The sequence below is a fragment of the Natrinema soli genome, assembly GCF_028618695.1.
This window is the reverse complement of sequence record NZ_JAQIVI010000673.1, coordinates 1-13,798: the sequence shown is the minus strand read 5'-3', so window position 1 is coordinate 13,798 and position 13,798 is coordinate 1. Positions and strand designations below refer to the sequence as shown.

The following is a 13,798-nucleotide window of genomic DNA, read 5'->3' as shown; positions in this document are numbered from 1 at the left end:
GCCAGTTGACGGCCCAGATCGCACGGGCGCAGGGCGGGGAGGTCGTCGTCGCCGGCGTCGGCCAGGACGCCGATTACCGGCTGCCGCTGGCCGAGGAGCTCGGGTTCCAGACGATTAACGTCGAGGCAGACGACCTCCAGGCGCGTCGCGACGAACTGACCGACGGCGTGGGCTACGACGTGGTCTTCGACACGACCGGCCACCCATCGGGGCTGACGATGGCGGTCGACGAAGTGCGCAAGGGCGGTCAGATCGTCCTCGTCGGACAGACCGGGGAAACGACGATGCCCTACTCCCCGCTCGTGCGCGCGGAGATCGACCTCCAGTGCTCGTACGCCTCGATGTACGAAGACTTCGAGCGCTCGCTCCGACTGATCGCCTCGGGCGACGTCGACCACGCGACGTTCCTCGACGATCGCTTCAGCCTACTCGAGGCCGACGAGGCGTTCGAGACGTTCCTCGAAGGCGGGACCTGCAAGCCGGTTTTCGACGTTTCCGTCCTCCGGGACTGAGGGGCTCTGGCTGAACGGTCCTCGCGTGGTCTCGTTTCAGACGGAAGTTTTAGTAGTGACTGTCGTAATCCACAACTGTCGATGGACTACAGACAGCTGTCCGACCCGAACGCAGAGTACACGATGCGCGACCTCTCCGCGGAGACGATGGGCGTTTCCGCCGACCGCGGGCCGCGCGACGTCGAGATCACGGACGTTCAGACGACCATCGTCGACGGCAACTACCCGTGGACGCTGGTACGCGTCTACACCGATGCGGGGATCGTCGGCAACGGCGAGTCCTACTGGGGCGCCGGCGAACAGGAGATCATCGAGCGCATGGCGCCGTTCCTCGAGGGCGAGAACCCGCTCGACATCGATCGACTCTACGAACACCTCGTCCAGAAGCTCTCCGGCGAGGGCTCGATCGCCGGAAAGGCGATATCGGCGATCTCCGGTATCGAACTCGCGCTGCACGACGTCGCCGGGAAGATTCTCGAGGTGCCGGCCTACCAGCTTATCGGTGGCAAGTACCGCGACGAGATGCGGATGTACTGCGACTGCCACACCGAGGAGGAGGCCGACCCCGACGCCTGTGCGGACGAAGCCGAACGCGTCGTCGAGGAGTTGGGGTACGACGCGCTGAAGTTCGACCTCGACGTCCCTTCGGGACACGAGAAGGACCGCGCGAATCGGCACCTTCGTGGACCCGAGATCGAACACAAGGCCGAAATCGTCGAGAAAGTCACCGAACGCATCGGCGACCGCGCCGACGTCGCCTTCGACTGTCACTGGTCGTTCAGCGCCGGCAGCGCACACCGCCTCACCGAGCGCCTCGAGGAGTACGACATCTGGTGGCTCGAGGACCCGATCCCGCCGGAGAACCACGACGTACAAGCGGAGGTCACCAAACGGACGGCGACGCCGATCACGGTCGGCGAGAACGTCTACCGCGATCACGGCAACCGCCGACTGCTCGAGGAGCAGGCGGTCGACATCGTCGCACCGGACGTGCCCCGCGTCGGCGGGATGCGCCAGACCCGGAAGATCGCGGATCTGGCGGATCTGTACTACGTGCCGGTCGCGATGCACAACGTCTCCTCGCCGATCGGAACGATGGCGAGCATCCACGTCGGTGCGGCGATCCCGAACTCGCTGGCCGTGGAGTACCACTCCTACGAACTCGGCTGGTGGTCGGACCTCGTCGAGGAGGATATCATCCACGAAGGGTACGCCGACGTGCCGGAGAAACCGGGCCTCGGCCTCACGCTCGACCTCGACGCCGTCGAGGAGCACCTGGCTGACGGCGCCGAGATGTTTGACGAGGCGTAAGCCGAGATCGAGTACGCGACCTATCGGTCCAGTCGGCCGATGACGGACGAGCCACGTTGAACGCGTCTCACGGCCGTGTTAGATCGATGAATCGATCGCCCGTTCGACCGTACTGGTCGAACGCGCCGACGAATCGGTCGTCGGCCGCGAACCGAACGAGAGTCAACTTCCATAGCAGTTCTCGTCCCTTTTCGCCGACCACGCGCTCGTAACGTATACCGCCGAGCGGGCCGTTCTCAACCGAACGCGGTCAGTACACGGACAGCGACGACCTCGGCGGTGACGTCTCGATCGCACCGCCTCTCCCACCCCTTACCGGTAACTTTATAAATATATGGGATTATTTGCCAATTCGTATGGTTGACAATGACAAACCGGACAAGGGTGTCGGTAGACGAACGTATCTCGGTGGCATCGCGGCGGGTGCTGCACTGGGGATGGCGGGCTGCGTCGGTGGCGGCGGCAGCGAATCGGGCGACCTCGAGGTGCTGCACGGCTGGACCGGCGGGGACGGTGCGGACGCCGTCGACGCGCTGACGAGCGCGTTCGAGGACGCGCACTCGGACGTCCCGGCGAACTTTCGGGCGGTTGGCGGCGACGGGAACGTCGAGTTGAACAGCACCCTGCTCCGTCGATTGTCCAACTCGAACGCGATGAGTTCCTTCGCGAACTGGCCGGGGAAGAACCTGAACAGGTACGACGGAGCCCTGATGGACCTCGAGGAGGACGTCTGGGAAGCCGAGGGATACAAGGACAGCATGCAGGATCGGGTCGTCGATATCTGTACGTACAACGATAAGATGCCGGCGGTCCCGATCGGATCGCACCGGATGAACAACCTGTTTTACAATACGGCGGCCTTCGACGAGGCGGGCGTCGACGCAGAGAGCCTCGGGAGCGTTTCCGATCTCATGGACGCGCTCGAGACGATCGACCAGAACACCGACTACACGCCCTTTTCACACGGGATGCGTGCCCCGTTCCTCGGTCTCCAGACGTGGGCGCAGATCCTCACGAGCCAGAGCGGCGTCGACGCGTACACGAACTTCATCGAGGGGAACGGCGACCGCGGGAAGATGATCGGCGCGCTCGAGACGTTACGGGAGATTCAGGAGAACTACATTCCCGGCGACGCCTCTTCGATCGGTTACACGGAAGCCGCTCAGAAGTTAATCGCCGACGACGCCGCCTGTATGCACGGCGGCAACTGGCTCTACGGGATGTTCCGAGCCGACGAGGAGTTTAACTTTGGCGAGGAATGGGACTGGGTTCCCTTCCCGGGCACCGAGGGACTGTACTTCTACCACGTCGACGCGTTCGTCACGCCGTCGAACAATCCGAGCCGCGAGGAGACGATCACGTGGCAGAAGTTCGTGGGGACGAAGGAGGCGCAGATCGCGTTCAACAACCTCAAGGGATCGGTACCGCTCCGAACCGACATCGATCCGAGCGAGTTGTCGGACTTCCTGGCGATGACCTACGAGGACCTCACCGACTCAGAGGCGTATCCGCCGACGATCGCTCACGGCCTCGCCCTCGATCCCGAGTCGATGAACGCCTGCAAGAGCGCTATCGGGAATAACTTCTCGAATCCGTACGACGCCGAGACGGCGGCGGACGGCTTGCTGGACGCGGCCTCTCAGTAGTCGTCGCGCGATCGAACGAGGAGGACGAGCGCGTCGTAACATAACTCAATTTTTATTATGGTGGCGACTATTGGCTAGTTCGATGGCAACAGGAGACACGACCGAATCGACAGCAGTACCGACAGAGGAGGTGGTCGGTTGGGAGACGAAGCTCAGGTACTTCCTGAACAGCGACTTCGTCCGGTCGTCACCGTACTGGGGGATTCCGTTTATTCTGATGGGGATCGCCGTCTACGGTGGCATCGGATACAACGTCGTAATTTCGCTCACCGACTATGCCGGCCTCGGCCGGCCGACGTTCTCGAACTTCGACTTCGAAATGTACGCGACCGCCCTCTCGAACGACGCGTTTCGGGAGGCGGCGATAAACAACCTCGTCTTGCTCATCGCCTTTACGACGGTTTCGCTCGCTCTGGGGCTCTTTCTCGCGATCCTTCTGGATCACGGGATCCGATACAAGGACAAGATTCAGACGATCTATCTTCTGCCGATGGCGCTCTCGTTTGTCGTGACGGCCCAGCTCTGGTTGTGGATGTACAACCAGGAGAACGGGGTGTTGACGATCATCGTGACGACGCTCGGATTCGAGCCGATCGACTGGCTCGGAAATCCCGAAATCGCGCTCGCATCGGTCATCTTCGCGCTGGTCTGGCAGTTCAGCGGCTACGCGATGGTCGTCTATCTGGCGGGACTCCAGTCGATCCCCTCCGACCAGTTCGAGGCGGCGAAGGTCGACGGGGCGAGTACCACCCGCACCTACCTGCGGATCATCATCCCGCAGCTGAAGGAATCGTCGGTCAGCGCGGCCGTCGTCCTGATGGTGTTCGCGCTCAAAGCGTTCACCTTCCTCTACGCGCTCGTCGGGCAGTACCGCCCGCCGAACGGTACCGACATCCTGGCCACGCTGATGGTCCGGCAGGCGTTCAAGTTCGGGAAGTGGGCCTACGCGGCCGCTATCGCGACGATGTTACTGCTACTCGCGCTCAGCGTCATCGCACCGTATCTCGTCTACCAGCATCGACAGGGGAGCCTTTGACTATGTCACGATCCACTTCTGATACGAACATCGACGTCGCATCGCTCGTCGAGGATGTCGACCTCAGACGGGTCGGCCAGTACACGCTGGTCGTCCTCTTCCTGGGGTTCTTCCTCGTCCCCCTCGAGACGGGGATCATGACGGCGCTGAAGACCAACGAGGCCGTCGCGCGGTCGCTGCCGTTCGCGCCGCCGGTCGGCGAGGGGTTCACGCTCGAGAACCTCGAGTACGCGTTCAGTCAGTTGACGAACTCGTTCGTGAACTCGCTGCTCATGGCGATTCCGGCGACGATCCTTAACGTGTTGCTGGCGAGCATGGCCGCCTACGGCCTCACGATGGTCAACTGGCGCGGTCAACTGGCGGTACTCTCGCTGTTCCTGGTCGGTGTTTTCGTTCCGTACCAGGCCGTGCTCGTGCCGCTGGCACGGTTCTGGAACAACCTCTTTCCGCTCGCGCGGATGCTCGAGCCGCTGTTTGCGGCCGCGCCGCTCTTCCAGAGTTACCACTCGGAGCTGGTCCCGCTGATTATTACCCACGTCGCGTACGGGATTCCGATCTGTACGATCCTCTTCCGATCGTACTACAAGAGCCTCCCCGATTCGCTGGTGGAGGCGGCCAAGATCGACGGAGCGAGCATTACGAAGATCTACCGCCGCATCGTGTTGCCGATCTCGAAGCCGATGTTCGCCGTGGTGTTCATCTACCAGTTCACCCAGATCTACAACGAGTTCCTGTTCTCGTTCACCCTCATCACGGGGGCGAACCACCCCGCAGCCCCGGTGACGCTGATCCTGCCGGCGATCGGCGCGTCGACCTCCGGTGTCGACTTCGGGATCCGGATGTCGGCCGCGTTCCTCGCCGCCCTGCCGACAATCATCCTGTACGTCGCGTTCGCCGAACAGTTCGCGGAAGGACTGCGCACGGAGAGTGGATAACCGATGGGACGAATTCAACTCGATCACCTGACGAAACGGTTCGGAGATACGGTCGCCGTCGAGGACGTGACCCTCGACATCGAGGACAGCGAGTTCCTCGTCCTGGTCGGCCCCTCGGGCTGTGGCAAATCGACGACGCTGCGCATGATCGCCGGCCTCGAGACGACCAGCGAGGGGAACCTCTACATCGACGGCGATCACATGAACTACCGCGTCCCGCAGAACCGGGATATCGCGATGGTCTTCCAGGATTACGCCCTCTATCCGCACATGACCGTCCGCGAGAACGTCCGGTTCGGGCTGGAAGAGGAAGCGGGGTACACGGCAGACGAGATGGACGAGCGCGTCGAGGAGGTCGCCGCCGACCTCGGCATCGAGGCCCTCCTCGATCGCAAACCGGGCGAACTCTCGGGCGGCCAGCAACAGCGCGTCGCGCTTGGCCGGGCGATCGTCCGCGATCCCGAAGCGTTCCTGATGGACGAACCGCTCGCGAACTTAGACGCCAAGCTCCGGTCCCAGATGCGGGCGGAGCTTCAGAACCTGCAGGCCGACCTCGACGTGACGACGGTCTACGTCACCCACAATCAGACCGAGGCGATGACGATGGGCGACCGGATCGCGGTGTTAAACGACGGCAGCCTCCAGCAGGTCGGCGAACCGCTTGAGCTCTACCACGAGCCGGCGAACCAGTTCGTCGCGGGCTTCATCGGCGAACCGATGATGAACTTCCTCCGCGGCCGGCGGTCCAAAGCCGGCTTCGCGGGCGACTTCCTCGAGTATCCGTTCGACGACCGACTGGCCGACGTCGTCGGCGATGTCGACGACCTCGTCATCGGGATCCGTCCCGAAGCGGTCGACGTCCGGCGGGACGAAGACGAATCGGCTCCGCTCGGCGACCACGAGTACCGGATGACGGTAACGGTCACGGAGACCCACGGCGATCAGAACGTGGTCCACCTCACGCACGCCGACGCGGCGAGCGATCACGACGTCCTGCAGGCGGTGACCGACGGGATGCACGTCGTGGAAGCGGGCGAATCGGTCGTGGTAACGCTCGATCCCGAGCGGATCCACGTTTTCGACGGAACCGGCGGCGACGCGCTCTGCAACCGTCGCCTCGAAACCGAACGCGAACTCACGCAGGTGTAACATGGCGGGCTTAGAACTCGACGACGTGACCAAGGTGTACGGGGACGAAAACGCAGGCGTCGTTGCGGTCGAAGACGTCTCGGTCGAGGTTCCCGACGGCGACTTCCTCGTCCTGGTCGGCCCCTCGGGCTGTGGCAAATCGACGACGCTGCGCATGATCGCCGGCCTCGAGGCGGTCACGGACGGCGAGGTCCGGCTCGGTGACCGGACGATCAACGAGGTTTCGGCACAGGACCGCGACATCGCGATGGTCTTCCAGTCGTATGCGCTGTATCCCCACAAGACCGTCCGCGCGAACATGGCCTTCGGGCTCGAGGAGTCGACCGAGCTCTCCGAGACGGAAATCGACGAGACGGTCGAGGAGACGGCGGCGCTGATGGGAATCGACGAGCTACTGGATCGCAAGCCGGGCGAGCTCTCGGGCGGCCAGCAACAGCGCGTCGCGCTGGGGCGGGCGATCGTCCGCGACCCCGACGCGTTCCTGATGGACGAGCCGCTCTCCAACCTCGATGCCAAGCTGCGCGCAGAGATGCGAACGGAGCTCCAGCACCTCCAGGAACAGCTTGGCGTGACGACGGTCTACGTCACGCACGATCAGACCGAGGCGATGACGATGGGCGATCGGATCGCGGTGTTGAATCAGGGAGAACTACAGCAGGTCGGTACGCCGCTGGAGTGCTACCACGAGCCGAACAACCTGTTCGTCGCGGGCTTCATCGGCGAACCGTCGATGAACTTCTTCGACGGTCGCCTCGACGGCGCTTGGGTCGCGACCGACGCGTTCGACTATCCGCTCGGGCCGGCGACGAGCGACGACCTCGAGGACGGGAGCGAACTTGTCCTCGGAATTCGCCCAGAGGATATTCGGGTCAGCGACCGACGGACGGGCGACCGGGGATTCGAGGCGGGCGTGTCAGTCGTCGAGCCGATGGGCAACGAGAACATCATCCACCTTCGATTCGACGGTGCGACAGCGGTCGAGGAGTTTATCGCGACGACCGAGGGCGTTCCGACCGTCAGCGGCGGTGATCGAGTCACCGTCGAATTCCCCGAGGAAGCGATCCACCTCTTCGACGCTGAGAGCGGTACGGCGGTGAAGAACCGCCGGTTGGCGTTTACCGGAGCGGTCGACGGGATGCTTCCGTAAGCGGACCGCCGTTTTCGGGCGACGTCTCCGCAAAAGAGTGCGACTGTGGAGCGACTACTTCTCAAAAAGGTGGGGCCGACTCAGGCGAACGGAAGGATTGCCGAGAAGAGGAGCGTACTCAGCAGGCCCGTGAGGCCGATGAGGATGGTTGCGACCGTCCACGTCTTCAACGTCTCGGCCTGCGTGAGGCCGCCGATCTCCTTGACGATCCAGAACCCGCTGTCGTTGTACCACGAGCAGAACGACGCGCCCGCACCGATGGACATGACCAGGTACGCGACGTTGACGTCGAGCCCGCTCGCCAACGGAGCCATGATACCAGCGGTGGTGACGATCGCGACCGTCGCCGACCCCTGGACCACGCGGACTCCCGCAGCGATTACCCACGCAGTCACGAGTAGTCCGAGACCGACCCCTTCCAGACCGTTCGCGATATACTCGCCGGCACCGGCCGCCTGGAGCATCGCACCGAACGCACCACCGGCGGCGGTGATGGCGGCGATATTACCACCGCTCTTGAGCGCGTCCGTGAGTTCGTCGGAGAACATATCGCTGTCGAGATCGCTCATCCGGTAGTACGTGAACGCCGCCGAGAGCGCGGCCACCGTGAGCGCGAGATTCGGATCGCCGAAGAAGCCGGTGACGTCTCCGACCGCTGCGTTCTCCCCGAGGACCGTCCGGGTGGTCGTATCTGCGGTCACGAGGAGGACGGCGAGAAGAATCGGCAGTAGCGACTCGAGCACACCGGGGAGCTGACTCGTCTCGACCTGGTTTTGCTCCTCGAGCTCTTCGACCGTCGTCCCCATCGTGTCTCGAAGCGGGATTTCCATACGCCGGTTGATCCAGTATCCGTAGCCCAACCCCGACACGAGTGCAGTCGGAAGGCCGACGAGGATGCCGATCGCGATGGTGCTCCCGAGGTTAGCATCGAACTCCTCGACGGCGAGTAGCGGTCCGGGCGTCGGTGGCACGAATCCGTGCGTGACCACACCGGCGGCCCCGACGGCGACGATGTAGAGCGCGTAGTTCTTCCCATCGCGCGAACGAGCGGCCCGCGCCAGCGGTGCGAGTAGGTAAAAGACGTTGTCGAAGAAGACGGGAATGGACATGATGAAACTGCTGCCGAACAGCGAAATTTCCGTGTTATCAGCGCCGAACACCCCCGTGAATGCCCGCACGATTCGATTGGCTGCGCCGCTTTCGACCATCGCCTTTCCGATGATCGCTGCCATTAGAATGGGGATACCGATGCCGGCCATGTTATTCCCGAACGCCGTCGCGAACTCACCGGGCACCTCGGCGAACGGGACTGCTGGCGCGACGATGCCTACTGCGAACCCTGCGACGACGAGCGAAACGAACGCCGGGAGGTCGAGGACGACTAGCAGGAGTATGATTGCCACGATGCCCGCTATGAGCGAGATGAGTGGCGCCTGTCCGCCTAACTGTAGTGCTGTGGTACCGAACATCATACGTGAATATATAACCATCATACTTTATTGTTCCGAATGTCTCCATAGTAGTAATATGTAACAACAATCAGTATTAATATGTAACAGAAACCGATGGTGATATGCAACAGCAATCCCACCAACGACGGCTGTTACCTGCAGATGAGCGTTCGAGACGCTCACACAACCCCCTCGAGATGCGAACGAAAGCGGCCGTACGGGGGGTCAGGGTAGTCGTTCGAGCAACAGTCTCGTTCGATCGCTCTACGGCGACGACGGGACCGTCCGGAAGATCGGTTCCGATTAGACTTCGACGACCGGGTTCGTGAGTTCGCCGATTCCGTCGATCGTGATACGGACCTCGTCGTCGGGCTGGAGCGTGAAGCCGTCGTCCGGAACCAGCGAGGTGCCGGTGAGCAGGACCCCGAGTTCGGGTACGGTGTCGTGGTCGCGCCAGTACTCGACGAGTTCGTCGCAGGTCCGAGCCATGTTGCCGATGGAGGTCTCGCCGTCGTAGAGGACCTCGTCGTCCCGAGTGATCTCCATCGCCATCGTCAGCTCGTGGGGATCACCGACTTCGGCGGCGGAGGCGACGCAGGGACCGATCGAACAGCACCGCTCGTACATCTTCGCCTGGGGCAGGTACAGCGGGTTCTCGCCCTCGATCGAGCGGCTGCTCATGTCGTTGCCGATCGTGTAGCCGACGATCGAGCCGTCGTAGAGGACGATGCCCAGCTCCGGTTCGGGAACGTCCCACGATGAATCCGATCGGATGCCGACCGCCTCACCGGGGCCGACCGTCCGGCTCGGCGTCGCTTTGAAGAAGATCTCCGGCCGCTCGGCCTCGTAGGCGTGGAGGTACATCTCCGGCATCCCGCTCTCGGCCTCGCGCGCCTCCTCGCTGATTTCGTAGGTGACGCCCGCCGCCCAGACTTCCTGAGGGACGAACGGTAGCGTGCCATCGGTAAGCGAGTCGAGAGAGACGGTCGGGGCCTCGTCCGTGAGCTCGTTCGCCATCTCGTCGATCTCGAGGCCCGCGATATCGGCCGCCGCTGCGAGCTCCCCGAAGCCGTCCAGTCGTGGTTTCACGGCGGTCAGATCGTACGCTGTTTCGTCGTCGACAGCGATGAGTCTATACTGGTCGCCAGCCGAGAGGCGTTGATACCGCATGGAGGCATCAACTACCTAGTCCATTATAAATGTCTCGTCCCCGGACGATTCGACCGGCTGGAAGCGTCGGAACGGCAAGAATTATGAACGGACGGAGTTATCGTAAACACGTATGGCAGATCAGCGGTTGAACTACGTAAACGGCGAGTGGATCGAATCACGTACCGGCGAGACCTTCGAAACGACCGATCCCGCGAACCCCGTGGAGGTCGTCGCGACTTATCCCCAGTCCGACGCGGACGACACCGAGCAGGCGATCGAAGCGGCGCGCGACGCGAGCGACGACTGGGGGTCGACCCCCGGTCCCGAGCGCGGCCGAATCCTTTCGACGGCCGGTTCACTGCTCGATCAGCGCAAGGACGACCTGACCGAACTGCTCGTCCGCGAAGAGGGCAAGACTCGGAGCGAGGCCGGTGGCGAAGTACAGCGGGCGATCGACATTTTCCACTACTACGGCTCGAAGGCCAGCGACATCGGCGGCACGGTCAAGAGTTCGAGCGCGCGCGATACGAACCTCTACACGAAGACCGAGCCCCTCGGCGTCGCGGGCCTCATCACGCCGTGGAACTACCCCATCGCGATCCCGGCCTGGAAGCTCGCACCGGCGCTGGCCGCGGGCAACGCCGTCGTCATCAAGCCGGCGACGCTGGCGCCCGGCGTCGTCCACGAGATTGCAGACGCGCTCGAGGAAGCGGGTCTCCCCGACGGCGTCCTTAACGTCGTCACCGGCCCCGGTAGCGAGGTCGGGAGCACGATCGCCGCTCACGAGGCCGTCGACGCCGTCTCCTTTACCGGCAGTACGGCGGTCGGGAACACCGTCTACGACACGGCGACCGAGGACGGCAAGCGCGTCCAACTCGAGATGGGGGGCAAGAACCCGACGGTCGTCAGCGATTCGGCCGACGTCGAGGAAGCGGCCCAGATCGTCGCCGACGGCGCGTTCGGCGTGACCGGGCAGGCGTGTACCGCCGCCTCCCGCGCCATCGTCCACGAGGACGTCTACGACGAGTTCGTCGAGCGGGTCGTCGACCGCGCCGCGTCGATCGACCACGGCCACGGTCTCGACGACCCCGGCATGGGGCCCCACGTCAGCGAGTCGGAACTCGAGAGCACGCTCGAGTACGTCGATATCGCCCAAGAGGAGGGTGCGACCCTCGAGTGCGGCGGATCGGCGCTCGACCGCGAGGGCTACTTCGTCGAGCCCGCCGTCTTCTCGGACGTCGACACCGAGATGCGTATCGCGCAGGAGGAAGTCTTCGGTCCGGTGCTCGCGATTATCCCCGTCAGCAGTTACGACGAGGCGATTCACGTCGCCAACGACGTCGACTACGGGCTCTCGGCGAGCGTCGTCACCGACGACCACACCGAGGCGAATCGCTTCGTCGAGGAGGTCGACGCCGGCGTCGTCAAGATCAACGAGAAGACGACCGGTCTCGAGCTTCACGTCCCCTTCGGCGGCATGAAGGACTCCTCGAGCGAGACCTACCGCGAGCAGGGTGACGCCGGACTCGACTTCTACAGCATCACCAAGACGGTCTACGACAACTACTGAGGAACTGCAGCCCACTCGAGCGAGATTCCGACGCGATTTTTTTGGCGTCGCCGATCCGCCGATACTCGAGAGTGATCGTCGAGTATAGGAAGTGCCAATCCGGAACTGAACCTGTCATAGCGCCGGTCGTCGTTTTCCAAGAACAGACTACTGTTATCTAATGACGAACATCCACCGGCAATATTCCATATTACGCGCCGTAGCTTACATCCATACAGTTGTAAAAATATCCGTGATGACCGAAACGCCTCTGCGGTGAAACGGACGCCCCTCACGGATCGAGAGAGTGGGATCATCCGGTAAACGGCAACGTGACGTCCTGTTACGGGCGTTCGACTGGGGAGGCTTCCGTTCAGCAATCATGTACGGAAATAGTAGCGGCCTGAAACTGCCTGCTCGAGGATCCGCGCGAGGAACGGTGTCTCGTGGTGTGTGACCGTCCCTCAATCGGCGGGAGCCGATACTGCCGCCTCAGCGATATCGAAACCGCGTTTTTCATAGATGAACGAACGGTTGGCAAAAGTGATGCGTAGTTCGGCGGTGGGTAACTGGTCGACAGCGGAGACTGCCGGTGTACGGGCGATGGATGCGTCAGTGAACGTGAACACCGTGCAGGAACGCTAACGCGACTCCGACGTCCCAAAACCGCTGATCGACCGGTGAATATCCGCTCGAGGACATGAGTGCGGTGAGCCCGATTCACCCAGCGTCTCATCCTCGGCTACTCGTTCTTGAGACGACTCCCAGCGACGGCTCCTGATAGCGGTCCGTTCGGCCGCAATGCCCCGTCGGTGCGAATCCGAGCCCGAATCATTAAGACAGTGGATTGGGAGAATAGAGATGATGCAAGCTAGTTCAGACCGTGACGTCGGCGGGACGTCGACCGAGCGGCGCGTCGCGGCCCTCCTCGAGGAGATGTCGCTCGAGGAGACGGCGGCGCAGCTCGGCTCCGTAAACGCTGACAAACTCGTAGACGAGAACGGGAAACTCGACGAGGAGGCCGTCGACGAGCACCTTTCGAACGGTATCGGTCACCTGACCCGTATCGGCGGCGAGGGGAGTCTCCCCCCGACTGAAGCGGCCGAACGGACGAACGAACTCCAGGCGTATCTCCGAAACGAGACGCGACTCGGGATTCCCGCGATCCCCCACGAGGAGTGTCTCAGCGGGTACATGGGCCCGGAAGGGACGACGTTCCCGCAGATGATCGGGATGGCGAGCACGTGGTCGCCCGAGCTCCTCGAGTCGGTCACCGACACCATCCGCAATCAGTTGGAGGCCATCGGAACCGCGCACGCGCTCTCTCCGGTCCTCGACGTCGCCCGTGACCTCCGGTGGGGACGCGTCGAGGAGACGTTCGGCGAGGATCCCTATCTGGTCGCGGCGATGGCGTGTGGTTACGTCAACGGTCTGCAGTGGAACGGTGACGGCGTCACCGCCACGCTCAAACACTTCGTCGGTCACAGCGCCGGCGAGGGCGGGAAGAACCGGAGCTCGGTCGATCTCGGACGGCGCGAACTCCGCGAGACGCACATGTTCCCCTTCGAAGCGGCGATCCGCACGGCGGACGCCGAGTCGGTCATGAACGCCTATCACGATGTCGACGGAATCCCCTGTGCCAGCGACGAGTGGCTCCTGACCGACGTGCTCCGCGGCGAGTGGGGCTTCGACGGAACGGTCGTCTCCGATTACTACAGCGTCGAATTCCTCCGGAGCGAACACGGTATCGCCGCGGACGAACGCGAGGCGGGCGTCGCGGCCCTCGAGGCCGGCGTCGACGTCGAACTCCCCTACACGGACTGCTACGGCGACCACCTCGTGGACGCCGTCGAGGCCGGCGAACTCGCCGAGGAGACGGTCACCGAGGCGGCTCGTCGCGTCCTCACTGC

The 13,798-nt window shown here is 63.1% G+C and carries 11 protein-coding genes; 9 read left to right on the top strand and 2 right to left on the bottom strand.

All coding sequences use genetic code 11. The features are described 5' to 3' along the window. From PGX04_RS29805 to PGX04_RS29775, 7 genes are all read left to right on the top strand, one after another. Positions 1-512 (top strand): zinc-binding dehydrogenase (locus PGX04_RS29805; RefSeq protein WP_273741801.1); only part of this gene is annotated, 512 nt, incomplete at its 5' end. 75 nt (positions 513-587) lie between these two features. Further along, complete coding sequence (locus tag PGX04_RS29800) at positions 588-1,823, top strand: mandelate racemase/muconate lactonizing enzyme family protein (protein WP_273741802.1); 1,236 nt, start codon at positions 588-590, stop codon at positions 1,821-1,823. A gap of 356 nt (positions 1,824-2,179) precedes the next feature. Continuing rightward, a complete protein-coding gene (locus PGX04_RS29795; RefSeq protein WP_273741800.1) occupies positions 2,180-3,469 on the top strand; it encodes an ABC transporter substrate-binding protein in 1,290 nt (429 codons plus the stop codon). Positions 3,470-3,551: 82 nt separating this feature from the next. Beyond that, a complete protein-coding gene (locus PGX04_RS29790) occupies positions 3,552-4,505 on the top strand; it encodes a carbohydrate ABC transporter permease (RefSeq protein WP_273741799.1) in 954 nt (317 codons plus the stop codon). 2 nt (positions 4,506-4,507) lie between these two features. Beyond that, the gene (locus PGX04_RS29785) at positions 4,508-5,440 is read left to right on the top strand and encodes a carbohydrate ABC transporter permease (protein ID WP_273741798.1); all 933 of its coding nucleotides are present in this window, start codon (positions 4,508-4,510) and stop codon (positions 5,438-5,440) included. A 3-nt stretch (positions 5,441-5,443) separates the two neighbouring features. Then, a complete protein-coding gene (locus tag PGX04_RS29780) occupies positions 5,444-6,589 on the top strand; it encodes an ABC transporter ATP-binding protein (protein ID WP_273741797.1) in 1,146 nt (381 codons plus the stop codon). Position 6,590: 1 nt separating this feature from the next. Next, positions 6,591-7,736, top strand: a complete 1,146-nt coding sequence (locus PGX04_RS29775; RefSeq protein ID WP_273741796.1) for an ABC transporter ATP-binding protein — start codon at positions 6,591-6,593, stop codon at positions 7,734-7,736. 80 nt (positions 7,737-7,816) lie between these two features. Here the strand turns inward: PGX04_RS29775 and PGX04_RS29770 are convergent, their stop codons facing one another. Continuing rightward, positions 7,817-9,208, bottom strand: coding sequence for a GntP family permease (locus PGX04_RS29770; RefSeq protein ID WP_273741795.1), 1,392 nt, complete (start codon positions 9,206-9,208; stop codon positions 7,817-7,819). A gap of 282 nt (positions 9,209-9,490) precedes the next feature. Then, a complete protein-coding gene (locus tag PGX04_RS29765) occupies positions 9,491-10,357 on the bottom strand; it encodes a fumarylacetoacetate hydrolase family protein (protein WP_273741794.1) in 867 nt (288 codons plus the stop codon). A gap of 112 nt (positions 10,358-10,469) precedes the next feature. Between PGX04_RS29765 and xacF the strand changes: the two genes are divergently transcribed. Next, positions 10,470-11,909: a 2,5-dioxovalerate dehydrogenase gene (xacF, locus tag PGX04_RS29760; protein WP_273741793.1), complete on the top strand. Its 1,440-nt coding sequence runs from the start codon at positions 10,470-10,472 to the stop codon at positions 11,907-11,909. An 843-nt stretch (positions 11,910-12,752) separates the two neighbouring features. Further along, positions 12,753-13,798: glycoside hydrolase family 3 protein (locus tag PGX04_RS29755; protein ID WP_273741792.1), on the top strand; the 1,046-nt coding region annotated here is incomplete at its 3' end.